Here is a 24231-nt window from a genome sequence, read left to right on the forward strand (position 1 = left end):
CCTGCACTGGTAGAATTGTCCGCATCGCGAACAAATGGCGGGCCGAAGTCGAGATGAGGTCGTGGCACGTCCATCACTCGGCGCGATGGATCAACCCGAACACACCGTCCGGACCGGAAACGACCCGTTCAGCCCGCGGATCGCGGCGCTGGTTGCCGGGCTTGCGCTGGCCGATCTCGACGACGAGGCGATCCGCGCCGCGCGGATCTTCCTCGCCGACACGCTGGCCACCGGAATTGCCGGGACCTGCAATCCCGGCGCCGACGGTCTCCTTGCCGCGCTGGTCGCCGCCGCACCGGGTGGCCACGTCGCCTGCCTCGGCCGCCGGGGCGTAGCGCTTGCGCCATACGATGCGGCGCTGGTGAACGGGTTCCAGATCCACTGCCTCGAATGGGACGGACTGCACGAGCCTTCGGTGGTGATCGCGCTGTGCGCGACGATGGGAGCGCTCACCTGCGAGATCCAGCAACGCGATGTGTCGCTGGGGGAATGGCTGGTCGCCTTCGTCGCGGGGGTGGAAACTGCGGTGTTTTTCGGGTCGGCTTCAGCCAGCGCGCCGCGCTTCTTCCGTCCGTCCGCCGCCGGCGTCATGGGTGCGGGGGCCGCGGTGGGGAAGCTGCGCGGTTTTGACGAGACGCAGATGCTCGACCTTCTGGGCCTCGCCTATTCGCAGGCCGGCGGGACCATGCAGGCACATTGGGAAGGGTCGGAGGCGTTGGCGCTGCAGGTGGGATGCGCATCGCGCGCGGCGCTGACCGCAGCCGATCTGGTGCAGCACAGGCTCACCGGTCCGCATGATTTCGTCAGCGGCAAGTTCGGCTATTTTGCGCTGTTCGAAGCGCCTGGCGATCTTGAGGGCACGCTCGGCACATGGGGCAGGCCGTGGAAGATCTGCGAGGTCGCGCACAAGCCTTACCCCGCCGGTCGCGCCACCCAGTCGGTGATCACCGCGCTTATCGCGCTGCGCGAAAGGCACGGGTTCGGGGCCGATGACGTCGCCGAACTGCGCGCCGATGTCCCCTCGCTGATCGGCCTGCTGGTCGGGCGCCCCTACCGGCCGGACATGTCGCCCAGCTACGCCCGACTGTGCCTGCAATATGTCGCCCCGCTCATACTGCGCGACGGGGTGGTCGATCCGCGCAAGTTCACGTCCGAATGGTTTGCCGACCCGCAGATTGCCGCGCTGGCCGCACGGGTGCGCTGCCATGTCGACGACAATCCCAACCCCAATGCGCTCGGGCCGCAGCTCGTCACCGTCACGCTCAGGGACGGGACCGAACTGCGCGAACACGTCGCTGTGCCGCTGGGCGCGCCGGGCAACCCGCTGTCCGCGGCCCAGCGGATCGACAAGATCGAACGCTGCTTTGCCGCGGCCGGCTGGGACGGGGATGCCGGCGGGTTCATGAAGGCCTGCGAAACGCTGCCGCTGGAGGCGCCGGCGCGCGCGGTCCTGGCGGCGCTGGAAAGGAAACCGCAATGACTTTCGAGCGCGAACGACTGGTCGGGCAATGCCTCGATGGCTTCTTCCTCGCCCTCAACGCCAAGGACCTCGCGCGCGTCGATGCGTCCTTCACCGACGACTGCGTGATGGATATCCCGTCCTCGGCGCTCTTCTACAAGGACAAGCGCGACCTGATGGTCCACCTTGAGGATTTCGTGGAGAGCTTCGCGAAGATCGACTTTCACGATTTCACGGCGGTGCCTGATATCGCGACCGGGCGCGTGGCCGCGACCTTCACCGTCACCCTGGTCGACGAGGAGGGCAAGACGCTCGAAATGCGCAACGCCAATTTCTTCGAATTCGCCGAGGATCACCGGATTTCCCGGATCCTCATCATTGCCACCCAGCCGCTCGACAAGGGCTTTCAGGCCGGGCGCAGCTGAACATTGCAACCAGTGAGACGAGTTATGACCAGCAAAGATGAAATCAGGAAAGCCATGCCGCTGCTGGCGGAGGCCGAAGGCGTGTGGGAAGGCTGGTATCGCTATTACGATGCCGAAACCGGCGAATTGATCGACCAGCACCGCTCGCGGCTGATCTGCCGCCTGCCCGAAGATGGCAAGCCCGCCGACTATCACCAGACCAATTACTATTTTTGGGAAGACGGTCGCACCGAAGTGCGCGAATTCCCGGCCAATTATCACGACGGCCGGATCTGGTGGGACAATGACCTGATCAAGGGCTGGGCCGCGGCGATGCAGCCCGACGACCAGAACCTTTCCACCTGCCTCAACTGGGTGCGCAAGGGCGAACCGGGGGTCTATCTCTACGAGATGATCCAGGTCGACAAGCCGCACAAATTGCGCGCGCGCACCTGGCAGTGGTTCCGCGACGGCAAGTGCTTCCAGCGCACGCTGATCGACGAACGCCGCGTGTCGGACGACTGGCGCAGCTGGACCAATGACGGACCGCCGACCGACTGAACCTGCGGCACTGGCCGGACGAAAAAAGGGGCGCGGCCGGACCGGCTGCACCCCTTTTTTTGCTTGGGGTTGCTGCGTCTAGCGCGGCCGCGGCGGCAGCGGCGCGGTGGGGATCGTGCCGTCGGCGGGCAGCGGCGCGGGCTGCTGTTCGCGCGCATACCATTCGAGCGAGGAGAGCGAGGGTTCCTCCCACTGTTCGGGGGCTTCGAGATATTTGGGGTAATGCTGCTTGGCGTATTCGATCACGAAGGGGTCGACCCCGTCGAGCGTATTGGTCGCGCCGAAGAAGCAGGTATAGGCGCAGTGGCCTTCGGACGGCCCCATCAGCATCCACGGCAGCCACGGGGTGATGCGCACCCAGCCGCCGGTCGCCTCGACGCTGGTCAGCGCGGGGTTCTGCATGTCGTCCCAGTTCATCTGGTAGAGGAACATCTCGCTGACTTGGTTCATCCTGCCTCCGCTTTCGCGCGGCCATTTCTCGGGCTGCAGCGCCGCCGGGTAGAACAGGTTGATCCGCGCCGAAATCATCAGCAGATTGCCCATGCGTTCCCATTCGAGCTGCTTGGGCACGCGCACCGGCATGTCGTTGTTGAGCCCGCCGTAATTGGGCGGCGCAATCATGTAGTCGGTGATCAGGTGATTGAACGGGTCGTTGGCGATCGGGACTACCCGCACGGTCTCGTCGAGATAGGGGTTGTACCAGCTTTCGATGACTTCACCGGTTTCAAGGTCGGTGTAGAAGCCGACTTCGCGCAGGATCTTCTTGTAGCCGGGCTCCTCCGGGTCATCGTGCGGCAGCAGCCGGGTCGCCGAAAAGCCCGAGAAGCCGAACAGGTCGCGGACCTTCTCGCCCGGGCGGACGCCGTGGACCACGCCCTTGAACCAGCCGAACTTGGTCGATTCCATGTCGATATTGCCCATGATCCGCGCCTGCGCCTGGCGATTGCCGCGCGGCGTGGTGAGATCGAGGTAATCGCCCACGAGCCCGCTTTCCGCGCCGAAGCGCGAGACCGGGCGCGCGCTGGCGGGGCTGGCGCCCGCGCCCGCGCCGGCACAGGCGAGCAGGGCGGTCGAGGTGCAGGCGGCTCCGGCGGAGAGGAATTGACGACGGTGCATGGGGGCAGGGTCCTTCTTCAAAGATTTGGTACAGAACAACAAATAGTCGCCTGACAGGAAAGGGCCGGAAGCCGTATCATTCGAATGGCGAACAAAATGCACGCTCGAGGCCCGTGCTGACGCGGGAGGCGAACGGGATCAACCGGTTTCGATACATTCGAGCAATTCGCCCGCCGGGCCGATCGCCGTCGCGCTTCGCCGTCCGTCATACAGCGGTCCGGCCAGCCGCTGCGGCGGGGCCAGCCAATCGAGGCCGCAGGCATCGAGATCGCTGACCGCGAGCGAGACCAGCGCATTGCCCGGCGGCAACATGCCGGGATGGCGCGGGCGCGGCCGGGCCAGATCGGGATAGCCGTCGATTTCGACCACCGGCATCCGCCCGTTGTGCATCATCGACAGGGTCGTCTGATGGTCCGCCGGATGCGCGAAGGCGATGTTGATCATCGAATAGGCGAGGGTGTGATCCGCCGCATGCGCTAGGCCAAGGTGCCTGCCATACCACGCGATGCAGGCCCCACGGTCGCTGGCGGCGAGGACGACGATGAAGATCCGGTCGATCGGCGATCGCGCTTCGGGAAGATCGGTGTCGGCGGGCTGGTTCAGCACCTGGTTGAGATAGAGCATCTCCCGCCCCGGCCCGAGCGTCTGCATGGCGATGAAGGTGGGTTCGAGATTGCCCGGCGTGCGCGGCAAGCCGCGCACTTCGAACAGTTCGCCGGGCAGGCGTTCTGGCCAGGCATGCGCGTCCGCGACCGCGCATTCGAACGCGGCCCAGCCATAGCTGGTGGTCGGGATGAAATCGGCGTGCGCGGGCTGTTCGACCAGCCGGAACCAGCAGGGCGCGCCCGATGCCGGACGCAGGAGCGCATAGGCGGCTTGGGCCGTTGCGGGGCAGTCCCAGCTGTCGGCCTGGGGCGGCGCGATCCGCCCGGTCTCGACCAGATCGAGGCCGAGGATATCGCAATAGGCCCTGACGGCCTGATCGAGATCAGGCACGGTAGATGTGCCCGCCAGTATCGTCCCCTGCGCAATCGTCATGCGGCGCGATCCCTTCAGTGCATCTCTTCGCCGCCGGACACGTTGACGGCCTCACCCGTCACATAGATCGCCTCGTCGCTGGCCAGCCACAGGCAGGCCGCGGCGGTGTCCGACGGCAGGCCCGGTCGCCCCATCGGATTCCGTGCCGACATGTTGGCGAGGTAGTCCTCGACGCTGGCATAGCCCTGCAGTTTCGAGAAATAGGCGTTCTGGCGCGCGCCGAGACCGGTGGTGACATGGTTGGGGCACACCGCATTGACCGTGATGGCGTGCCGGCCCAGTTCGATCGCGCTGGCGCGGGTCAGGCCGACCATCCCGTGCTTCGAGGTGACATAGGCGACGAGATGGGTGAAACCGCTCTTGGCGGCCTGCGACGCGATATTGATGATCCGCCCGCCCTTGCCCTGCGCGACCATCGCGCGCGCGGCGGCCTGCGTGCAGTAGAACGCGCCCGACAGGTTGATCGCGATAACCTCGTCCCAGTCGGGCTCGGGATCGACTTCGAGCAGCGGCTTCATCTTGAAGCCGATCCCGGCATTGTTGACGAGGATGTCGACCGATCCGAAGCGATCCTTCGCCGCGGCGATCAGCGCTGCGCACTGGTGCCTGTCCGCCACGTCGCAGGCGATCGTCGCGACCTCGGCGCCGATCCGGCGCAATTCCTCGGCGACGCTCTCCGCTTCGGCGTCGATCACGAGGTCGGACACCACGCAGTTCGCGCCTTCGCGGGCGAAAGCCGTGAGGATCGCCTGTCCCAGTCCGCGCTGCTTGCCTGATCCGGTGACGATCACGGTGCGGTTGGCAAATCGGGCCATGTCAGAGATCCTCGGTGACGATGAATTGCGGGTTGTCGGCAAAGCCCTGGAACTGCGCCGCCACCGCCTGCATCCGTTCGGTGGCGACTTCGGCCATGAAGGCGTCCATCCCGGCGATCTCGATGATCTCGACATAGGCATAGGGCGGCGTCGCCGCCGGATCGCCGAGTATCCCGCTCGCGCGGTGGACGGTGAAGCCTTCGACCGAACCCAGCGCATTGACGGTCGGGATGTCGGTGGCGCGCGCCCATGCTTCGTATTCGGCGACGCTGACGCCCGGCTTGAGGTTGAACAGGCAGATGATGCGCATCTCAGTGTTCCTTTTCGTTTTGTGACTGCCAGCACGCGGCGATTGCCTCGCCGGTCGCAAACCACGCATCTGCGCGCACGGCGAAGTCGGCGAGCAGCGCTTCGAGCGCGCCGATGCGATAGGGCAGTCCCATGATGTAGGGGGTGAGGTGGAGCGGCAGCATCCGGCCCGCGCCTTGCTGGCGCGCTTCGGCCGCCAGCCAGTCGAAGGCATCGCGCATGCTTTCGGCCCAGCTGTCGGCGCTTTTCTGCTGGACGGTGACGATTTGGCGATCGGACAGTTCGTGGTTGAGTGGCAGGTTGATGAGACCGTTGGTGAAGCGATAGGGCAGCTCATCGTTCACCCAGTCGCAGCAATAGGTCAGGCCTACCTCCTTGAGGATATCGAGCGTATCGAAGCTCTGCTGGCGCGCGATCGACAGCCAGCCGACTGGCCGCGTGCCGGTCGCCGCCTCTAGCCGCGTCATCGCATCGGTAATCAGCGCGCGCTCGGCTTCCTGCCCGAGCGTGGCGTCGATCGTGCCGTTCATGTCGGTCGAATGGGCGATGATCTCGTGCCCACCGGCCTTGATCGCGGCGATGAGTTCGGGATAGCGTTTGGCAATCGCGGCATTGGTAGCGAAGCTCGCTTTCACGCCGGCCTGCTCGAACGCTTCGAGCATCCGCCATGCGCCCACCCGGTTGCCATAGTCGCGCGCGGTATAATGGCGGTAATCGGGATAGGCAGTCTGCATGTGACCGGGGGCCTTGAACGGGCCGCCGGGGGTGATCGGGAACCATTCGAGGCTGACGCACAGCCACACCGCAACCGTGCCGCGCGGCCATTGGACCGGCGCGCGATCATGCAGGTTCGACCAGGCGTAAAGATCGTGGTCATAGCCCGCGCGGCGGCGGGGATAGCTTGTATAGCTGTCGGGCAGGCCGGTCATTGCTGCGCCCGCCAGCAATCGACGATCTCGCCCGCCCGCGCGATCCAGGCCCGCCCGTCGCCGGCGATATGCGCAAGCGCCTCCTCGAACGGGCCGATCCGGTGCGGCTGGCCGATCAGGTAGGCGTGCAGCGGGATGCACATCACCGTTCCGGATTTCTCGCCCTCGCTCGCCAGCCGTTCGAACTGCCGCACCAGCGTATCGGCATATTCGCGCCCGCTCATGTTGTAGACGAAGAAGCCGTAATGGTCGTTGACCTCGAGGCTGTAGGGGATCGAGGCAAGCCGGCCGCCGCCTGCCGGATTCACCTTCACCTCCTGCACCTGGTCGTCGTGATAGAGGTCGCAGGTGTAATCGAGCCCGTATTCGGTGATCAGGTCGAGCGTGCGCGGCGTGTGCGTCAGCGCCGGGGCAAGCCAGCCACGGATCGTCTGCCCGGTCGCTTCTTTTACCGTGCGGATCGAATCCTCGATGATGGCGCGCTCCTGCGCTTCGGTCATGTCGTAGGAATAGCGGGTATTATAGATCCCGTGGCTGAAGAACTCCCAGCCGCGAGCATTGGCATCTGCGACCACTTGGGGATGATGCTGGCACAGCGCGACCGAAAGGCTGACCGAGCCGGGAAAGCCGTGCTTGGTCATGATCTCGGCCATTCGCCAGTGGCTTACCCGGTTCGAATGATCGCGGTGCGAATAGCCGACCACGCTTGGCGCGGGATGCGGCCAAGGGTTGCGCTTGGGGTGGAACGGTGGATCGATCTCGTAATATTCGAGATTGGGCGCGACCCACACTGCGCAGGTCTTGCCGCCCGGCCACGTGATTCGTGGGCGGTCGGCATAGCCGTGGTAATCGTAGAGTTCGGGATCGGGTGCGCCTTCCTTCATGATCGGTAAGCGCGCCTCAACGCGCCTCCAGCCAGTCGATCACTACCTGCGCCGGCTCAACATCGGCATATTTGAGCTGAAGGTCAGTGAGATTGGCGAAGTGATAGCTTTCGTGTTTGTCCGCGCAACACTCGATTGGGACGATGGTGCGATAGCCGTGACTGAGCGCATCGACCGCGGTCGCGCGCACGCAACCCGAGGTGCTGCCGCCGGTCACCACCACCGTATCGATCCGGTGGAAGGTGAGATAGCTTGCTAGCGGGGTCTCGAAGAACGCGCTCGGCATGCGTTTGGTGAAGCTGAGGTCACCGGGCGCGATTTCGGCGCGCGGATCGAAAGCGTGACGTTCGGACCCGTATTTGATGTTCTGAAGCGAATCCTCGGTATCGCTGCGCGTGCCCCAGACCCCTGCATCGCTCGCATCGTCTTGGTAGGCGACCCGGCTCCAGATCACCGGCATCCCACGCGCACGGGCGAGCGTGCTGATGGTGTTGATATATTCAATCTGGCGCGGGTCGGTTTCATAGGCTGTCTTGAACAGGTCGGTACGGGTGTAGGCCTGCTGCACATCGACGTTCACGATCGCCAGCTTCGCGCCGAAGCCGAACTTCTTGCGCGCTGGAAAAGCCATCACCTCTTCGAACAGCTGGCGTGCGGTCTTGCCGTCCGAAACCATTGTCGTCCCAAGCATCACTCATCACCTTTCTGTTCGATAAGGCAATCCGCGCCATCGGCGGCCTTAACCACTGGGCAGTTGACTTTATTCGTCAGTCGAAATTTCGAGGCGGGCATATCGCGGGCAGGCCTACTTAAGGCCACTCCCAATGCGTCTCGGCACGCGGGTCGGCGAGTGGCTCGCTGCTGGCCGCGGGACCTGATATTGATGAGCTTCGAAAGGGCCAGTTTGTTCGCGTGAAAACGCTGTTCGACAAGATCTGGGAGGCGCATGCGGTGACCACGACCGCGGGCGGGGCGAGCCTGATCGCGATCGACCGCGTGTTTCTCCACGAACGCACCGGCGCTGCGGCGCTCGCGCGGATGCAGGCGATGGGCCGCAGTCTCGCCGATCCCGCGCGCGTATTCGCGGTGATGGACCATATCGTCGATACTCGTCCGGGTCGCGGTGATGGCACCCTGATGCACGGCGGTGAAGGCTTCATCACCGAAACTCGCGCTGCCTGCCACAGGGCGGGGATCACGCTGTTCGATATCGACCACCCAGCGCAGGGGATCGTCCACGTGATCTCACCCGAACAGGGGATTGTCCTCCCTGGCTGCACCCTTGTCGCGCCTGACAGCCACACGTGCACGCAGGGCGCGTTCGGCGCGCTAGCCTGGGGCATCGGTTCAAGCGAGGCCGAACACGCGATGGTCACCGGCACGTTGCGGCTCGAACGGCCGGGGACGATGCGTGTCACTTTTACAGGTCAACTGGCCGAGGGCGTTACCGCCAAGGATATGGCGCTGGCGCTGATCGCGGCGCATGGCGCGGGCGGCGGCGTGGGCCATGTCGTCGAGTTCGCCGGTGAAGCGGTGCGCGCGCTCGACATGGAAGGCCGCATGACGCTGTGCAACATGGCGACGGAATTCAGTGCAATGACCGGGCTCATAGCGCCCGACGAGAAGACCTTCGCCCTTCTCGCTGGCCGCCCGTATGCGCCTGCGCTATTCGCCGAGCCCTATTGGTTAAGCCTCGCCAGTGACGCGGACGCGCGCTTCGATGGCGAAATCACGATCGACGCCGCCGCGATCGCGCCGATGGTGAGCTGGGGAACTAGCCCCGAACACGCTGTCGCAGTCACCGGCGCGGTCCCGCATGGGCCCGATCGTGCGCATGAATACATAGGTCTCGAACCGGGCGCGCGTATCGCTGGAACCCCGATCGACGCCGCCTTCATTGGCAGCTGCACCAACGGCCGTATCTCCGACCTGCGTCGCGCGGCCGCGATCTTGAAAGGACGCCGGATCGCGCCGAGGGTCCGCAAGGCACTGGTGGTGCCCGGTTCGATGGCGGTCAGGCGAGCGGCTGAGGCCGAAGGGCTCGACAAGGTGTTCGAGGCCGCCGGGTTCGAATGGCGGATGAGTGGCTGCTCGCTGTGCTTCTATGCCGGGGGCGAGGGCTTTCCCGAGGAAGCGCGGGTTATTTCCAGCACCAACCGCAACTTCGAAGGGCGTCAGGGCCCCGGCATCCGCACCCATATCGCCTCGCCAGAAACCGTCGCCGCGAGCGCGCTGGCGGGCGCAATCGCCGATCCGCGCACGTTCCGGCAAGAGGAGTCCGCGTAATGAAGCCGATCTCGACCATCGCCAGCCTCGCGGTGCCGATGCTGTACGACAATATCGACACTGACACGATCATCCCCAGCCGCGAAATGCGCACGACCGGGCGAACCGGCCTAGCTGACGGGCTTTTCGCTCCGTGGCGCTATCTTGATGCCGACAGGCGGCTGCGCGATCCGCGTTTTGTGCTAAACCAGCGCGATGCGATCGGGACGCGGGTGCTGCTCGCAGGCAAGAATTTCGGCTGCGGGTCGAGCCGCGAACACGCGGTCTGGGCGCTCGCCGAATTCGGGATCGAGGCGATCATCGCTCCCAGCTTCGCGCCTATCTTTCGCAGCAACTGCCTGACCAATGGCCTCCTGCCGGTGGTGCTGGCGGGCGAGGTAGTGGCGCAGCTGGCGTGGCAGATGTTGCACATCGACCTCGAGGCGCAGACCGTCAGCGCCGGGGGCAAATGCTGGCAATTCGACATCGAGCCCGAAGCCAAGCAGATGCTGTTCCTAGGGCTTGATCGCGTCGACCTTTCGTTCGCGAGGCTTAGGTCGGCAATGCCGCGCTGGCTTCGCCGCGATCGGCGCGCACGCCCCTGGATCTATCTGGAGAAGGGGCGATGAGAGTTTCCCTAAAATCATCCCGCCGCGTCAAGATGGCGCACCGTGCGCTGGCACGAGGAAGACCGCTCAAGACGAAAATTCATAGTTCAACCCCACGATTGGCCATCAAGTCTATGATTAAAAAACGTAATCGGGCAATTCAGATTGTTCTTAAATGCCCTCTTCAATGTTCCATCCGGAGGCGCAGATGACCGAAATTTTGGTCTCCGAAGTGGGCCCGCGCGACGGTTTACAGTCGATCGACCGGGTCATGCCGCTCGACGCCAAGAAGCGCTGGATCGCAGCCGAGGCGGATGCCGGCGTAAGAGAAATCGAGGTCGGCAGCTTCGTCCCACCCGCGATCATGCCGCAGATGGCCGACACCGCCGAACTGGTTGCCTTTGCCAAAAACATCGAGGGCCTTGCGGTGGTCGCGCTGGTCCCCAATGCCAAGGGAGCTGAACGTGCTGCCCGCGCTGGGGTCGACGCGATGAGCATTCCCTTCTCGATGAGTGAGACTCACAGCCGCAACAACGTGCGTAAGGACCACCCAGCGATGCTCGCCGAGATCGCCGAGGTGGCGGCAATAGCTCGCACACACGGTGTGCATCTCTCGGTCGGTCTGTCGACCGCCTTCGGTTGCACCTATGAAGGTTCGGTGAGCGAGGAGCAGGTTGTGCGACTCGCTGCAGCGGCGATTGAAGCCGGCGCAATGGAGCTCAGCCTGTCCGATACCACAGGCTATGCCGATCCGGCGCAGGTGCGGCGGCTGATTCGCAAGGTACGCGCGGCGGTTGGCGAGGGGCTGCTCACCACTCTCCACCTCCACAACACCCGCGGTCTGGGGCTTGCCAACGTAGTTGCCGGGCTGGAGGAAGGGATTACCACTTTCGATGCCTCGCTGGGCGGGCTGGGCGGCTGCCCCTTTGCCCCGGGCGCGTCGGGGAACCTCGTGACTGAAGACCTCGTGCTGATGCTCAACTCGATGGGGTTCAGGACGGGGATCGACCTCAACAAACTTCTCGAAGTCAGGATGATCCTTGTCGGGGCTCTCCCCGGCGAGCCGCTCTACGGTTTCACGCCGGACGCTGGACCGATGCTCGACTACCACGAAAGGATCACCGCATGAGCGCGCCTGAACCTCTCAAGGGCATCAAGGTCATCGAATTCACCCACATGGTGATGGGACCGACGGTCGGACACATCCTTGCTGGGCTTGGGGCCGAAGTGGTGCGCGTCGAGCCGATCGGCGGCGACCAGACCCGGCGGTTACTGGGTTCGGGGGCGGGCTATTTCCCGATGTACAATCGCGGCAAGCAATCGATCTGCCTCGACCTTAAGAGCGCGGAGGGTCTTGCTGTGGCGAAGGACCTGATTGCTGCTACCGACGTGCTGGTTGAGAATTTTCGTCCGGGCGCGCTCGACCGGCTCGGACTGAACTACGACAGTTGCGCCGCCACCAATCCGCGCATCATCTACTGCTCGGAAAAGGGCTTTCTGCCTGGACCCTACGAGCGGCGAACGGCGCTTGACGAAGTGGCGCAGATGATGGGCGGGCTCTCCTATATGACCGGCCCACCTGGGCGCCCGCTACGGGCCGGAGCAAGCGTGATCGATGTTACCGGAGGTATGTTCGGGGTTATCGGCGTGCTTGCAGCGCTTGAAGAACGTCATCGCACCGGATGCGGGCAGAAGGTTGTGGCCAGCCTGTACGAAACCACAGCCTATCTTGTCGGTCAGCACATGGCGCAATTTGCGGTCACCGGAAAGCCGGCGGCACCAATGCCCGCCCGGGTTTCCGCCTGGGCTATTTACGACGTTTTCCAGACTAAAGACGAACCGATCTTCATCGGAGTAGTGACCGATGCATTGTGGGAGAAATTCTGTGTACTCTTCCAACTGGAAGATCTGTGGGTGGACGAGAGCATCCGCGCCAACAACCAGCGCGTATTGGCACGCGAGCGGATTCTTCCCCGCATAAGCGAGCTGATCGGCGGAATGACGCGTGACGAGGTGATCGCCAAGCTCGACGGCACCGGTATGCCTTTCGCGCCAATCGGGAGACCCGAGGATCTGTTCGAAGACCCACACCTCAATGCCGGTGGCTTGGAGGACGTCACGCTCGATAATGGCACGGCAACCAAGCTGCCTGTCATTCCGATTGAAATGGATGGAAAGCGCCCGGCTCTCCCGCGACAGCTGCCCGCGCCGGGTCAAGACACGCGAGCGGTGCTACGAGCGCTCGGATACGACCCACAGCGGGTAAGCTCGCTCTTTGCGTCGGGAGCGGCAGGCGAAAGTGAGTGATAAGGGCTGACGTGCGCGTAGTTTTCGTCATCTCTTTGTGCAGGGGAACGATTCCGACGCTTCGTTTAATCATTCTCTGTATCATCTCAAATATAGATCACCTATTCCTTGGCCAATTTCTCGACCCACTCGGACAAGGGAAGATCATCTGCCTTGAGCGCTTCCACTTCCTGCTGGAAAATACGCATGACTCTGCTAATGTATGCTTGGGTCGCTCTTCCGCGCTCCTTTCCGGCTTCAAGATCAGGACGATAGTTTTCGATGTCGCTGCGATTTAATGATCCTTTGGTTTCCAGTAGCCTCTCGACCGTATCGAGGCGTTCGCGAAGCACTGACACTTCCGCGACCAGCGCCATCAGAACTGCGAATGTTTTTTCGAGATCGGGATCCTCGAAATAGGTTGGCCTCTTTCCTTTCGCTCGACGGCCCGAAAGCAAGATCCAATCCAGCTGATTAATCATTATCGTCTCTATTCGTATGCGTCCGAGAGGTCATTAGTAGCTATTTCGGTATAGCTTATCAGTCTTCTGGTCGCACCCTAATTTCAGCAGCTTGCGTCTATAACATGCGATGATGACTCCCTGATACACCTGCGAGGCAATCTAGTCTCGATCAAGGCGTAGATGTTCGACAGCCGAAGAATGTGCATCTCGTAGGGCCGACGGGGGTGCTGTCAAAGCAAACGCACCTGATTGAAAAGTGATTTGGCGAAGGTAGCGCCTGGCGATGCCAAAACCTCTCAATGCGCCTAACCCGTTTCGCTATTTCAACTCCTCGCCCGAGTTGATCAGACTTGTGGTGATGATTCACGTCCCCTTCCCGCTGTCGCTGCGCAATGTCGAAGATCTGCGCGACTGGTGTGAAAAGGGCGCGATCATTTCGGCGGCGGTCAATATCTCGGCCAAGCTGATCAGTTCGGATTCCTTCATGAGCGCGGCTGAACGGATCGTCCGCGCCACCGGAGTGCCGCGCGACCGCCTGATCTTCGAGGTGACGGAATCCGCCACCATGAGCGATCCCGAGACTGCCGTGCGCAACCTTGAGCGTTTCCGGGAACTGGGAATCGCCATTTCGATGGATGACTATGGTACCGGCCAATCCACGCTCAGTTACCTGCAATTGCTGCCGCTGACCGAGCTCAAGATCGACCGCGCCTTTGTCGAACACGCCCACGTCGAACGCAGCGACGCCTTGCTGGTGCGCTCTACGATCCAGCTGGCGCATTCGCTGGGCCTCAGGGTCGTAGGCGAAGGTGTCGAAGTCGCCGAATGTCTCGACTTCCTGCGCGAAGCCGGGTGTGATTACGTCCAGGGCTATTTCGTTTCCAAGCCGATCAGCGCTGAAGAGTTGTTCCCGCTGCTGACGATTGCGGACGAGGCACAAGCACCGCGCGAGGCGGAGCAGGCCTCCTAACAGCCATTGTCATTACGATAACGGGGCTTGTCAGCGGACATTTTCCCGCCGCTACAGCATCTTCTTGCCTGCGATCGAACCAAGATCAGGGGCAAGCAGACGATGAATCGACTTACTCGCGTAGCATCACGGGCGACACTTCTTGGCGTTGCCTCGATGGTCGCGTTGAACGCTGGCACTGCGTTGGCGCAGGCGGCGCCCGGACAGCCCTTGTCACCGGAAGCGGCAGAGCAGGCCTATCAGGCGCTCGAAGCACAAGTGCAGCAGCGAGCCGGCGATCCCGCGTTCGACTACCAACTTGGTATCGCGGCGCTTGATGCCGGGCGGTACGGGGATGCCATCATTGCGCTTCAGCGGGTGCTTGCGGTTCAGCCGAACAATGCTGCCGCACGGGCGGAACTTGCGCGCGCCTACGCGCTCGCCGGGGATATCGACACGGCGCGCGATCAATTCGCGACGGTGGTGGATGATCCCAGCCTGCCCGATCCGGTGCGCCAGCGGTTTACCGGTTTCGTCCGGCAATTCGATCGCCAGATTTCAGGTGGTGGTTCGGACGTCAGCGGCTTTGTCGATGCCCGCGTGGGGCACGACAGCAACATCAACACCGCGACCGAGCTCGACACCATCGTCATCCCGCTGTTCAGCTTTCTCGGGCCAGGCCAGCTTGGTGCGGGCGCGGTAGCGCAGGATGACGAGTTCTACGAAATTACGGCAGGCGTTTCCGGCGTGACCGCGATCGGGCGACAGGATCGTCTGTTCGCATCGGCGTTGGGAAATTGGCGCGACAATTTCAACAATGCCACTTTTGATCAGGCCGCGCTTACCGGGACCGCGGGCTATGCGCACACCTTTGCCAATAATGACGTGATCTCGATCTCCGGCCAGGTGCAGCAGTTCTGGCTAGACGATGACAGCTTTCGCACCTCATTCGGGGCGATCGCGCAATACACCAAGCCGCTTGCGGGTGGCAAAGCGCTCAACCTGTCGGCGCAGTGGAACCGGCTCAACTTCGACAATGACCCGCTGCGCGATGGAGACCGCTATGCGGTCGGTGCCGGCTTTGTCGGGCGGAATTTCGCGGCCAACATTACAGGTGGCAAGGAAGAGACGCTGCGACAGGCTGGCGATGCGCAAAGCTTTAGCTTCGTTACCGCCAATATCGGGGCCGAGCTGCCGGTGGCAGAGCGCGTCGCGGTGGTTGGCGGGATCGCCTTTGATCTGCGCCGCCATGACGAAGCCGATCCGTTGTTCCTGACCGAGCGCGAGGATGAAAGGTTGGACCTGCGGGCAGGCCTGAAGATTGCCGTATTGGATCAGGTCTTTCTCCAGCCAAGCGCGAGCTACACCCGCAACTGGAGCAACATCCCCCTTTTCGACTTTGAGTGCTGGACCGTGTCAGTCGGCGCGCGCCTTGAATTCTGATCGCCTGCTGGAGGTTTTGTCATGACTGCCATCCCGAAGACTTCTTCGCGCGCCGCGCGCCTGCTTCTGATCGGTTGCTCAAGCCTTGCGCTGAGCGTTCCCTCGCTAGCGAATGAGGTCATTTTCAGCTCCAGTCCGACGCCGGTGCAACTGGGCCAACGCACCAGCCAGAGCAGCGGCGTGACACAGATTGCACTGACCGGTGGAGGCACTGTCTCGATCGTCGATGCGGCCGAGTACACGATCAACCCCGACGGCTCGATCGATCTCTATAGTGGTTCGATTACGGTCTCAGGCTGCGACAGCTGTGATATCGTGGTGCGGATGCCCGAGGGGCTTGAAGCTCAGGTCGCCGGTGAGGGTTCTTCCGCAAGCTTTAGCGTCGCCGCTAACGGCGAAGCGACCGGCCATACGTTGGGCGGAGAAGTTCGTGTCGGCCAGGCTGGACGCGGAATGCGAAAATATCGCGAAGGCATGATGTGGAGCGCGGAGCCGGGCCGCGCACCGCGGCGTTCCGTTGCCAATGCCGCAGTGGCTCAACCTGAGCCCGGCAAGCCCGCGGATCCTGAGCCGCCGCAGGTAGCAGCCATCGGAGGTGATGCAGGACCGGTTGCGGCGGCGCTTAACGGAATACCGGTGACCCTTGGCGACGGCCTTGCTGCGGCAGGTGCATCGAGCGATGTCATCGACGCAGGTCGCCGGGTGGAGGCTGCTGCCGCCAACCCTTCGATCGAGACATTCCCGAGCGGCGACTTCGCTTTGCTGATTGCTGCCGCAGCACAGCTCGAAGGGGCGTACGGCGGAAGCCCGTTCAATGCGGCGCAGGCCGATGTCATCCGGACCTATCTGCGCTTTCTGGCAAGCGGCGGCGCGCAGGCCGATTTTCTCGCTGCCTACAGCGGCTTCGTTCTCGATTATCTCGACCTGATCCGTGCTGGCGGTGTGCCAAGCGGATTTGCGAGCGGCGTTGCCAGTGCCGCTGATATCGACGCCTACCTCGCCTTTATCGGGCGTACCGGTGCGATTGCGGATCTGGCCGCGCGTGATCGCGCACTGGCCGATGCTTACCTCGCCTTTATCGCCAGCGGCGGCAATCGTGATCTGTTCGCGGCTTCCTTCACTGACCTGACGGCGGCGTATTTCGCGTTCCTGCGCGCCGGCGGTGTGCCAACCGATTTTACCGGGGCGAGTCAGGCAGCGCTGGCCCAATCCATCGCCTTCCTGCGTCAGAGCGGGCTTGACCAGCAGCTTAGCGCGGCTGACCGGGCATTGATCACTGCTTTCCTTGAAAATGGCGGGATCGCCTTTGCTTCGCAGTTCCAGACTGCGCTTGATGCCTATTTTGCCTATCTTGCCAGCGGACGTCTGCCGAGCGACTATGACGCGCTCGATCAGGCGACCCTGCGTGCCTATCTCGAAACGCTGGCGAACACCGGCCTGCTCGATGCGGTGCTGGCCGATCAGGCTGCGTTCTATTCCGAATATCTCGCCTTCCTGCGCGCGGGCGGTGATGTCGATGCCTTTGCCGGGCTGCCCGCGAACATCTTTGCCGGATATGCCGTGCAACTCGATACGTATTTTGCCTTCCTTGCAGCGGGCAATCTGCCATCGCAATTCACCGCTGCCGATATTGCGCAGCTGCAGTCCTTCATCCTTCAATTGCAGGCGGCCGGTGCGCTCGACCGGTTCCTTGGCGCCAATCAGGCAGCGTTCTTCGCCAGCTTCGGCCAGTTCGTTGCTGATGGCGGCGCGTTCGACAATTTTGGCGGGCTGAACGCCAATATCTTTGCCGGATATGCTCTGGACCTTCAGGCCTATTTCGAATTTCTCTCGAACGGGGGCATTCCGTAGGGCTACACAGTCCTCTCGCAGGAAACGATCGCAGCATATATCGCGGCGCTTGAAGCGGCCGGGGCGACCGACCGTTTCCTGCTCGACCTGACCGACTTTTATCAGGCCTATTTCCAGTTCGTGCTGGCTGGCGGAAATCCGGACAATTTCGCCGGTTTGCCCGTCCCGCCGAACTTCCCGGCCTTTGCCGACGCGCTGAATGCCTATGCCGCGTTCCTGGCCGCGAACGGCCTGCCGTCAGATTATTCCGACGAGGATATCGCACGGCTGCAGGAATTCTTTGCCGCGGTATTGCAATCTGGGCAGGTGAACAGCCTGCTTGGCGCGAACGGCGATCTGCTGACGGCCTATTTCGCATTTCTCGAAGCAGGTGGACAGATTGACGCGTTTGCCGGTCTGCCGATTTACCTCGACTACGTCTCGGCGTTGAACGCCTACGCGGCCTTCCTTTCGGGTGGTGGCTTGCCCAGCGATTATGCTGCGCTCGATCTGTCGATCCTGCGGGCGTATCTGGATGCACTGGCCGCGCTGCCCGGCGGGTTGGCCGGGTTCGATGCTCTTGCCGACAACGCCGCCTTGGTCTCCGCCTATTTCGCTTTTGTCAGTGCTGGCGGCGATATCGACGGGTTCACCGGCCTGCCGATCTATGCCGACTACATCGCGGCGTTGAACGCATACTTCGAATTCCTCGCCAATGGTGGATTACCGAGCGAGTACACTGCGCTCGATCTTGCCATCCTCGAAGCCTACCTGGCAGCGCTCGCCGCGCTTCAGGGCGGGTTGGCCGGGTTCGCCGATCTCAACAACTTCTTCCTCGATTATTACGAATTCCTGCTTGGCGGCGGCGATCCAGACCAGTTCGCCGGATTGCCGGGCAACGGCGGTGGCGGCAATGGAGGCAACCCCGATGTTCCGCCCCAGCTTGCGGGATATTCGGGAGGCTTTGACGCGGTTGAGCCGCTGATCGGCTTTGTTCTCGGCGGCGGCTTCAACGGTGGGCTGCTCAGCGGCGGAGAAGGACTTGGCTTCAAAGCTGGGAACCTTGTGCTGGACGAGAATGGCGGACTGCAATCCTATGTTCGCTTGCCTTCGACCGGAGGAACGCGGACCAAGGGCTCTACCGAGGTGGTGGATATATTTGGCAATGCCGACGCCTTGATCGGGCGGTGGACTAGCGGGACCATTTCCATCCCCAACACTTTCACCTTCAACGAGAATCAGGGGCTCCACTACGTCCTCACCCGCCCGGTGCAGCCCGACTTTGCATTGCCCGCGAATGGCCGGATCGACTATTATCAGATCGCCGCAACCCGTCCGACCATAGCCGACGGCTCGGTTGAGCCCGGTGTCTTTGACGCGCAAATGGCGATCCTGCTGGGGACAGAGGCAAAGCTTGCGCTCGAAGGCACAATCACCATGCCGACCGGGGCTGATCCGTATGTGTTCAGCTTTTCGACTGCGGGGGGGATCGAAGATCCGTCACAATCGACCAACATCATCGGTTTTACGACCCTTGGCACCTTCAGCGCATTTGTTGCCGCAACCGATAATGGCGGCACTTGCAGCAGCATCGACACCTGCGGCCTCAGTCTGACTGCGGGCTTTGCCGGTGACGTCAACACCGTAGGCCTGACCTACCGGGCTGTCCGCGAGGGTTTCGGGCAAAATCTTGCTGGCGCAGCGATCTTCAAGTCGGGGCCAGAGCGGACCTCTGGCGGCGGCGGAACAGGCAACGGACCGGCCTTCGACTTCGCCTATCAGGGCGGTTATGCGCCCGCCGGTCCCGGCTTCTTCGCCCGCGGGGTCTATCCTCGCACCAATCAGTTCGGGCTTAACCTCGATGTGATCCGAAACAACCAGACCGCGACCAACCGGCCCGCTTCGCTTGCTGTTGAGATTGAGCCAAGCGGCGCTCTTTCCCGTATCACGGCGCGCACGACAGGCGAGAACGTCGTGGATCGCGGTACAACAACCGTGTTCGACGTATATGGCGACGCCTCGCTGCTGATCGGGCGCTGGTCTGACGGGACTTTCGCATTCAACGTGAGCGAAACGGAATCGACCATCAGCGCGAACCAGGGCTACCACTACCTGCTGACAAGCGGTTGGGATGCTGCGCCCAACTTCCCCATGGGCCGGGTCGAATATGAACTGCTGGCCGCGACCAGTCCGACGCTGATCGATGGTTCGCTATCGCCGGGTGTGTTCGATGCCGATCTTGCGATCATCTACGGCGCGGCTCCTCGTGTGGCGATTGACGGTTCAATCACGTTCACTGGCGCAACGGGCTTCGTTTACAGCTTCGCCACCGAAGGCGGGTTCGCAGGCGAAGGTACGCCGTTTTCGATCAGCTCGCCGAGTGGCCCGAGCAATCTGTTCTCAGGCGGGTTCTTCAGCTTTCAGGCTCCGGGGACCACCAATGACGGACGATCAGGCGCTTTCCAGGCCGAAGGCCAGATCGTCGACCCGCAGGGTGACCGCCTAGGCTTGGTCTACGAAGCCACAATCGCCGATACGAGCGCCCAGAATTCCGATACCATCCACGGTGCGGCGATCTTTGGCGCTATCGAAGGCAACGGAGATACCACACCTGCGGTTGGCGGGGTCGACCAGTTCGACACCAGCGTACTTGTCACTGCAGCTATCTCCTATGGCGAGGAAGGCTTCACGCGGACAAGCCGCACCAACCAGACCGATGTCAGTCCCGAAGGGGTGCTCAATTCGATCGGTTCCTTCGGCAGGGGCAATGCCACGGGTGATCAGATAATCGGGGACGAATATGCGATCATTGGGCGTTGGATCGATGGAGACGTAGTGTTCCCGACCGGTGCAGGGCGCTACACCACGACAGCCAATGATGCGTCGCACTGGGCGATTGTGAGTGTTGTGGATCAGGAATTCGGCCTGACCGGCCAGATTACCTACGATCTGCTTGGCGCGACCACACCGACCTATTCTGACGGTCGGACGGCGCCGGGCACATTCGACGGCTCGCTGGTCATCAACTGGCTTTCGCCGACCCAGATCGGCCTCAATCTGGCGGCCGAAGTCACAATGCCCGACGCCGTTTACGCCTGGTCTTTCCAGAGCCCCAACTTCTTCCCCCGACTTCAGGGTGTTTTCGAAAGCAATGCCTCGATCAACGGTACGCCTTGCGCGAACAACGGATGTCAGGCGGCGGTTTCGTACCAGTTTGGCGGAGCCAATCTCGGTGAGCGGTTCGCGATGAATTACAACATCTCGATCTTTGCCGACAACCTCGACATTGGCGGTTCAGCGCTCTTTGGTGCGCCGGGTACTTTCGATCCGGCAAACTATCCCAATACCTCCACTGCAAGTGTTGGCGGACAGACGCTCGCGACCATCGCTCCGTCGATTGCGCCGATCGCGGCGGGTGACTGGAGCCGTTGGATGGGTACATCATGGAGTGGCCCGCAGATTATCGGAACCACGGGTGCCAATGTCACCTTCGATGCGGTCGCCGAGCTGAGTCGGGCCGTTGCCGGAACGGATGATCGTCCAGCGACTGCAGTTCAGCGTGATTGGGCTATCGATCAGGCAGAACGCATCATGGGCGGCATGATCACTTTTGGCGCGGGAACGCCTGTCGAGAGGTGAGCCAGAGGTCTGACGGCCGTAATTCGCCGTCAGAACGCATTTCTAACAGGCTTTGTCATCTCCATGACAATAGGTGTATATGGTAAAGACCCGTATGCAGGGTCAATCTCTGGGTCGTTGTCACGCACTGGGGAGTATACTGATGAACAAGATGATTTCCGCCACAGCTGCCGCCGCGATCGTGGCAGTGGTCGCCATGCCCGCGCCTGCCATGGCCGATGATGAAGTCGCACTGGCCAAATGCGAAGAAAGCCTCGGCACTATCGCCGTTGTCGATGGCGACACTCAAGGCTGGTCAGAGTTCGGCCTTGGATCGCCGCGCGAACTGGTCAATTCGCTCGCCATCGAGTCCGGCTGCTTCACCCCGCAAAGCGCAGCCAACGGCGTTCCGGCGGATTTCCTCATGAACGTCATTGCCGGCAAGAGCGAGGAAGTCGACCAGTCGATCGAAGTTGCAAAGTCTGCCGCGATGGAAGGGCTTGTGCGTTCGGGTGCAGCATCATCGCTGCTGCGTGGGGTTCCGGGAGCGGGCGCCGTGCTCGGCATGTTTGGCGGCCTGGGCGGGCGGCGCAATCGCGTTGCTGCGGGGATCAAGCTGCTTAGCCCGGCGACGGGCCTAACTGTCGTGACGGGCAAGGGTGAAGTCCGACGCAGCTCGCTGAGCTTCAACGGCGGCAACGCCTGGTCCGCGGGTGCCAACGCCAGCGGCTATGCTGGAAACCGCAACGGCAAGATGCTTGTCGAAGCCTTCGTTCTTGCTTTCAACGAAGTGGTGGCGCAGCAAGCCACGATTGCTTCGGTGCCGCGTGCGTCGAGCGCTGCTGCCAACGGACCTGAACTTGCAACCGTCGCGGTCGCGACTTCGATGCTGGCGATGCCAACGGATGATGCCGAAGTCGTCCGTGGCCTGAGGGAAGGTACCACGCTGACGCCGACCGGTCGCCGCGAAGGGCTGTTCATCGAAGTTGAAGACAATTTCGGAACCAAGGGCTGGGTTTCGGTTGAAGCCTTGAATTGATCCGTAATGCCGGGATGGATGCAGAGCCAATGATTGCTCTGCATCCATCCGGTCTCATCATCTGCTTGCAGCGGGAGCGGAGCAATGGCAGCTTTCCGGTCAGTTCACCCGCCGGGTGATCGCGGTCACGGTCAGGACGGGGGAATGACGAAGCAACCGCTCCGAATTCTCTATGTCGAGGATGACGCTCGCTCGGCTGCGGCAGTTAGCGATATCGCCCGCCAGAACGGGGATGTTCTGGTCTGGGAAGAAAGCGGTAGCGCAGCCTTGTTGCGCGCCGGGATGGAAGCCTTCGACGTCATTATCCTCGATCGGATGCTGGGCGATATCGATGGGCTTACTATCACCCGTCGGCTGCGAGAAAGCGGCATTGGCACGCCGATCCTGATCCTTTCCGCGCTGGGCCGCGGCAGTGATCGTGCGGACGGGCTCGATACCGGGGCCGACGACTACATGGCGAAACCGTTCGAACCCGAAGAACTGATGGCACGCCTGCGCGCCTTGCACAGGCGTTCAATCGGTCGCGAACATAGCGCCGTCATTATCTATGGCGCTTTCGAATGTCATTTGAAGGCAAGGACCGCGTTCCGCGACAACAAGCATCTGGCGCTTAGCCCCAAGGAATTCGAGCTGTTCCGCTACTTTATGGAGAATGCGGGAGAAACCGTCACCCGCGAGATGCTGCTGCGCGACGTCTGGAACATTGATTTTGACCCGCAGACCAATGTCGTGGACGTCAACATCGGGCGGCTGCGCCGTAAGCTTGAAGAGGGGTTCGACGCGCCGGCGCTGGAGACGATCTGGGGTTCAGGTTACCGCATCCTCGAGGGGAGGTAACCATCGAGGCCCGTCGCTCGATATTTTCGCGCCTCGTGCTGGCCGCAATCGGCCTGTCGCTTGCGCTGGTCCTCGCTCTTTGGTTCGTGACGCACCAGACAGTGCTTTCGACGCTGAACGAAGGCGCCCAGAACGAGGTTGATGTCGATATCGCCGGTCTGGTTGATATCTACGCCAGCAATGGTGTTGAGGAGTTGCAGAGCCGCATCGCGGATCGCGTAGCCTTGACACCTTCCGACGGCAACACGCCGCATTACCTGCTCGCTGACAATGCCGGCAAACCGATCGCCGGTGATATTGCGGCATGGCCTGAACTGGATCCGATGGTTTCGGAAACCGGCATAATCAGGATTGGAGCGAGTTCCGAAGGATTTGCCCGCGCGGTGCAACTCGGCCCCGATCTCAAGCTTGTCGTGGCCCGTCGTATCGACAGCAACCGCAATGTCTTGCGCAGCGTTGCGCTGGCCTTTGCAATCGGTGGCACGGTGTTCGTTCTGCTGGTGGCTCTATTGGGGCGGATTGCTGCGCTGAACCTTCAGCGACGCATTGGCCAGATCAATCTGGCTTTTCGCGATCCAGCGCGCGAGCGGGACTTTGCGACCAAGGAAAATGGCGACGAAATCGACGAGTTGACCGCGCACAGTGCCGCCGCCCTGCAGCGACAACGCGATTTGATGGAAGCCTACAAGGAAACCTCGGAACAACTCGCGCATGAAATGCGCACCCCGCTTTCGCATCTCGACAACCGTCTTTTGAAGGCGCTCAAGGAGGGCCCTGCTCCTGCGGTTGCTGAACGACTTGCCGAAGCCCGCGCCGAAATAAGGCGATTGGTCCAGACGCTTGAATCCTTGCTCGACATTGCAGCCAGCAAGACGCGCCGGGGCGATCGGTCCGGGCTCGAAAGGGTCGATATGAGTGCGATGATCCACCGAATCTGCGATCTCTATTCAGGCAGCGCTGAGGAAACCGGACATGAACTTGTCTGGCACCTTGAACCGGGGGTCATGATTGAAGGCGAGGAACGCCAGCTCAGCCGGCTGGTGACGAATATTCTCGACAATGCGCTCAAATACGTGCCGCCGGGCGGTCGTATCGAAGTTACACTGACGCATGGGCCCGAACTGGTGATCGCTGATGACGGTCCGGGCATCGCGCCTTCCGACCGAACGCGGGTCTTTGATCGCTTCTATCGGGGAAGGGCAAGCATGGGCGACGTCAACGGCAGCGGTCTTGGGCTCGCATTGGCGCGGGCGATTGCCGAACGACACGGGATGGTGCTGGAACTCGACGATACCGAAAAGGGGTCAAGTTTCAGGTTGCGACGGTGACGAGGCAGGCACGTCGCGAATGTACAATATTGGCAAATCAGAGCGAAGT

The 24231-nt window shown here is 62.2% G+C and carries 22 protein-coding genes; 14 read left to right on the plus strand and 8 right to left on the minus strand.

Annotated features, from left to right (window positions below):
* The first annotated feature begins 61 nt into the window (after positions 1-61).
* Genes AABA34_RS04705 through AABA34_RS04715 form a run of 3 tightly spaced genes read left to right on the plus strand, consistent with a single transcriptional unit; the run spans position 62 to position 2424 of the window.
* Entirely contained in the window at positions 62-1480 is a 1419-nt protein-coding gene (locus AABA34_RS04705) for an MmgE/PrpD family protein (RefSeq protein ID WP_338304115.1), read from the plus strand.
* On the plus strand, positions 1477-1884 hold the full coding sequence (locus tag AABA34_RS04710; RefSeq protein WP_338304116.1) for a nuclear transport factor 2 family protein: 408 nt from the start codon (positions 1477-1479) through the stop codon (positions 1882-1884). Before AABA34_RS04705 ends, AABA34_RS04710 begins: the two co-directional genes overlap by 4 nt.
* Before the next feature lie 24 nt (positions 1885-1908).
* The gene (locus AABA34_RS04715; protein WP_338304117.1) at positions 1909-2424 is read left to right on the plus strand and encodes a DUF3598 domain-containing protein; all 516 of its coding nucleotides are present in this window, start codon (positions 1909-1911) and stop codon (positions 2422-2424) included.
* Positions 2425-2502: 78 nt separating this feature from the next.
* On the opposite strand, the gene AABA34_RS04720 is transcribed toward AABA34_RS04715, so the two are convergent.
* The 7 genes from AABA34_RS04720 to AABA34_RS04750 all read right to left on the minus strand — a co-directional run bounded on the left by AABA34_RS04720 (position 2503) and on the right by AABA34_RS04750 (position 8206).
* The gene (locus AABA34_RS04720) at positions 2503-3540 is read right to left on the minus strand and encodes a DUF1838 family protein (RefSeq protein WP_338304118.1); all 1038 of its coding nucleotides are present in this window, start codon (positions 3538-3540) and stop codon (positions 2503-2505) included.
* 138 nt (positions 3541-3678) lie between these two features.
* Positions 3679-4578 carry a hypothetical protein gene (locus AABA34_RS04725; protein ID WP_338304119.1) on the minus strand — a complete coding sequence of 300 codons (900 nt, stop codon included), beginning with the start codon at positions 4576-4578 and terminating at the stop codon, positions 3679-3681.
* A 14-nt stretch (positions 4579-4592) separates the two neighbouring features.
* Positions 4593-5393: an SDR family NAD(P)-dependent oxidoreductase gene (locus AABA34_RS04730; RefSeq protein WP_338304120.1), complete on the minus strand. Its 801-nt coding sequence runs from the start codon at positions 5391-5393 to the stop codon at positions 4593-4595.
* A gap of 1 nt (position 5394) precedes the next feature.
* Positions 5395-5703: an REDY-like protein HapK gene (locus AABA34_RS04735; protein ID WP_338304121.1), complete on the minus strand. Its 309-nt coding sequence runs from the start codon at positions 5701-5703 to the stop codon at positions 5395-5397.
* 1 nt (position 5704) lies between these two features.
* Positions 5705-6631, minus strand: a complete 927-nt coding sequence (locus tag AABA34_RS04740; protein WP_338304122.1) for a polysaccharide deacetylase family protein — start codon at positions 6629-6631, stop codon at positions 5705-5707.
* Positions 6628-7515: a polysaccharide deacetylase family protein gene (locus tag AABA34_RS04745; protein ID WP_338304123.1), complete on the minus strand. Its 888-nt coding sequence runs from the start codon at positions 7513-7515 to the stop codon at positions 6628-6630. The genes AABA34_RS04740 and AABA34_RS04745 overlap by 4 nt, the downstream gene beginning before the upstream one ends.
* Before the next feature lie 16 nt (positions 7516-7531).
* Positions 7532-8206 carry an isochorismatase family protein gene (locus AABA34_RS04750; RefSeq protein WP_338304124.1) on the minus strand — a complete coding sequence of 225 codons (675 nt, stop codon included), beginning with the start codon at positions 8204-8206 and terminating at the stop codon, positions 7532-7534.
* Between the two features lie 221 nt (positions 8207-8427).
* Here AABA34_RS04750 and AABA34_RS04755 point away from each other — a divergent pair, with 221 nt between their 5' ends.
* The 4 genes from AABA34_RS04755 to AABA34_RS04770 all read left to right on the plus strand — a co-directional run bounded on the left by AABA34_RS04755 (position 8428) and on the right by AABA34_RS04770 (position 12695).
* Positions 8428-9801, plus strand: coding sequence for a 3-isopropylmalate dehydratase large subunit (locus AABA34_RS04755; RefSeq protein ID WP_338304125.1), 1374 nt, complete (start codon positions 8428-8430; stop codon positions 9799-9801).
* Positions 9801-10409, plus strand: coding sequence for a 3-isopropylmalate dehydratase small subunit (gene leuD, locus AABA34_RS04760; RefSeq protein WP_338304126.1), 609 nt, complete (start codon positions 9801-9803; stop codon positions 10407-10409). The genes AABA34_RS04755 and leuD overlap by 1 nt, the downstream gene beginning before the upstream one ends.
* 187 nt (positions 10410-10596) lie before the next feature.
* Positions 10597-11517, plus strand: a complete 921-nt coding sequence (locus tag AABA34_RS04765) for a hydroxymethylglutaryl-CoA lyase (RefSeq protein ID WP_338304127.1) — start codon at positions 10597-10599, stop codon at positions 11515-11517.
* Positions 11514-12695: a CaiB/BaiF CoA transferase family protein gene (locus AABA34_RS04770; protein WP_338304128.1), complete on the plus strand. Its 1182-nt coding sequence runs from the start codon at positions 11514-11516 to the stop codon at positions 12693-12695. Before AABA34_RS04765 ends, AABA34_RS04770 begins: the two co-directional genes overlap by 4 nt.
* Before the next feature lie 101 nt (positions 12696-12796).
* On the opposite strand, the gene AABA34_RS04775 is transcribed toward AABA34_RS04770, so the two are convergent.
* Complete coding sequence (locus AABA34_RS04775) at positions 12797-13156, minus strand: hypothetical protein (RefSeq protein ID WP_338304129.1); 360 nt, start codon at positions 13154-13156, stop codon at positions 12797-12799.
* Between the two features lie 265 nt (positions 13157-13421).
* On the opposite strand from AABA34_RS04775, the gene AABA34_RS04780 reads away from it, so the two are divergent.
* The 7 genes from AABA34_RS04780 (at position 13422) to AABA34_RS04810 (ending at position 24182) form a co-directional block, all read left to right on the plus strand.
* Entirely contained in the window at positions 13422-14108 is a 687-nt protein-coding gene (locus AABA34_RS04780) for an EAL domain-containing protein (protein WP_338304130.1), read from the plus strand.
* Positions 14109-14210: 102 nt separating this feature from the next.
* On the plus strand, positions 14211-15530 hold the full coding sequence (locus AABA34_RS04785) for a tetratricopeptide repeat protein (RefSeq protein WP_338304131.1): 1320 nt from the start codon (positions 14211-14213) through the stop codon (positions 15528-15530).
* A 21-nt stretch (positions 15531-15551) separates the two neighbouring features.
* Positions 15552-17381: a hypothetical protein gene (locus AABA34_RS04790; protein WP_338304132.1), complete on the plus strand. Its 1830-nt coding sequence runs from the start codon at positions 15552-15554 to the stop codon at positions 17379-17381.
* Between the two features lie 120 nt (positions 17382-17501).
* Positions 17502-20999 carry a hypothetical protein gene (locus AABA34_RS04795; protein ID WP_338304134.1) on the plus strand — a complete coding sequence of 1166 codons (3498 nt, stop codon included), beginning with the start codon at positions 17502-17504 and terminating at the stop codon, positions 20997-20999.
* A 142-nt stretch (positions 21000-21141) separates the two neighbouring features.
* Entirely contained in the window at positions 21142-22017 is an 876-nt protein-coding gene (locus AABA34_RS04800; RefSeq protein WP_338304135.1) for an SH3 domain-containing protein, read from the plus strand.
* Between the two features lie 144 nt (positions 22018-22161).
* Positions 22162-22854 (plus strand): response regulator transcription factor, encoded by a 693-nt coding sequence (locus tag AABA34_RS04805; RefSeq protein WP_034951842.1) that lies wholly within the window; start codon positions 22162-22164, stop codon positions 22852-22854.
* 35 nt (positions 22855-22889) lie between these two features.
* The gene (locus AABA34_RS04810) at positions 22890-24182 is read left to right on the plus strand and encodes a sensor histidine kinase (protein ID WP_338304137.1); all 1293 of its coding nucleotides are present in this window, start codon (positions 22890-22892) and stop codon (positions 24180-24182) included.
* Positions 24183-24231 lie beyond the last annotated feature (49 nt).

Origin of the sequence: Erythrobacter sp. Dej080120_24 (assembly GCF_036322605.1) — a bacterium.
In the GTDB taxonomy this organism is placed as follows: domain Bacteria; phylum Pseudomonadota; class Alphaproteobacteria; order Sphingomonadales; family Sphingomonadaceae; genus Erythrobacter; species Erythrobacter aurantius.

Excerpts from the sequence above, each read along its gene's own strand:
- AABA34_RS04790 (WP_338304132.1), top strand. The coding sequence starts at position 15,552 with ATGACTGCCATCCCGAAGACTTCTTCGCGCGCCGCGCGCCTGCTTCTG.
- AABA34_RS04750 (WP_338304124.1), bottom strand. The coding sequence starts at position 8,206 with ATGCTTGGGACGACAATGGTTTCGGACGGCAAGACCGCACGCCAGCTG.
- AABA34_RS04805 (WP_034951842.1), top strand. The coding sequence starts at position 22,162 with ATGACGAAGCAACCGCTCCGAATTCTCTATGTCGAGGATGACGCTCGC.
- AABA34_RS04770 (WP_338304128.1), top strand. The coding sequence starts at position 11,514 with ATGAGCGCGCCTGAACCTCTCAAGGGCATCAAGGTCATCGAATTCACC.
- AABA34_RS04740 (WP_338304122.1), bottom strand. The coding sequence starts at position 6,631 with ATGACCGGCCTGCCCGACAGCTATACAAGCTATCCCCGCCGCCGCGCG.
- AABA34_RS04745 (WP_338304123.1), bottom strand. The coding sequence starts at position 7,515 with ATGAAGGAAGGCGCACCCGATCCCGAACTCTACGATTACCACGGCTAT.
- AABA34_RS04725 (WP_338304119.1), bottom strand. The coding sequence starts at position 4,578 with ATGACGATTGCGCAGGGGACGATACTGGCGGGCACATCTACCGTGCCT.
- AABA34_RS04780 (WP_338304130.1), top strand. The coding sequence starts at position 13,422 with ATGCCAAAACCTCTCAATGCGCCTAACCCGTTTCGCTATTTCAACTCC.
- AABA34_RS04715 (WP_338304117.1), top strand. The coding sequence starts at position 1,909 with ATGACCAGCAAAGATGAAATCAGGAAAGCCATGCCGCTGCTGGCGGAG.
- AABA34_RS04710 (WP_338304116.1), top strand. The coding sequence starts at position 1,477 with ATGACTTTCGAGCGCGAACGACTGGTCGGGCAATGCCTCGATGGCTTC.
- AABA34_RS04765 (WP_338304127.1), top strand. The coding sequence starts at position 10,597 with ATGACCGAAATTTTGGTCTCCGAAGTGGGCCCGCGCGACGGTTTACAG.
- leuD (WP_338304126.1), top strand. The coding sequence starts at position 9,801 with ATGAAGCCGATCTCGACCATCGCCAGCCTCGCGGTGCCGATGCTGTAC.
- AABA34_RS04775 (WP_338304129.1), bottom strand. The coding sequence starts at position 13,156 with ATGATTAATCAGCTGGATTGGATCTTGCTTTCGGGCCGTCGAGCGAAA.
- AABA34_RS04730 (WP_338304120.1), bottom strand. The coding sequence starts at position 5,393 with ATGGCCCGATTTGCCAACCGCACCGTGATCGTCACCGGATCAGGCAAG.
- AABA34_RS04785 (WP_338304131.1), top strand. The coding sequence starts at position 14,211 with ATGAATCGACTTACTCGCGTAGCATCACGGGCGACACTTCTTGGCGTT.
- AABA34_RS04800 (WP_338304135.1), top strand. The coding sequence starts at position 21,142 with ATGAACAAGATGATTTCCGCCACAGCTGCCGCCGCGATCGTGGCAGTG.
- AABA34_RS04720 (WP_338304118.1), bottom strand. The coding sequence starts at position 3,540 with ATGCACCGTCGTCAATTCCTCTCCGCCGGAGCCGCCTGCACCTCGACC.
- AABA34_RS04735 (WP_338304121.1), bottom strand. The coding sequence starts at position 5,703 with ATGCGCATCATCTGCCTGTTCAACCTCAAGCCGGGCGTCAGCGTCGCC.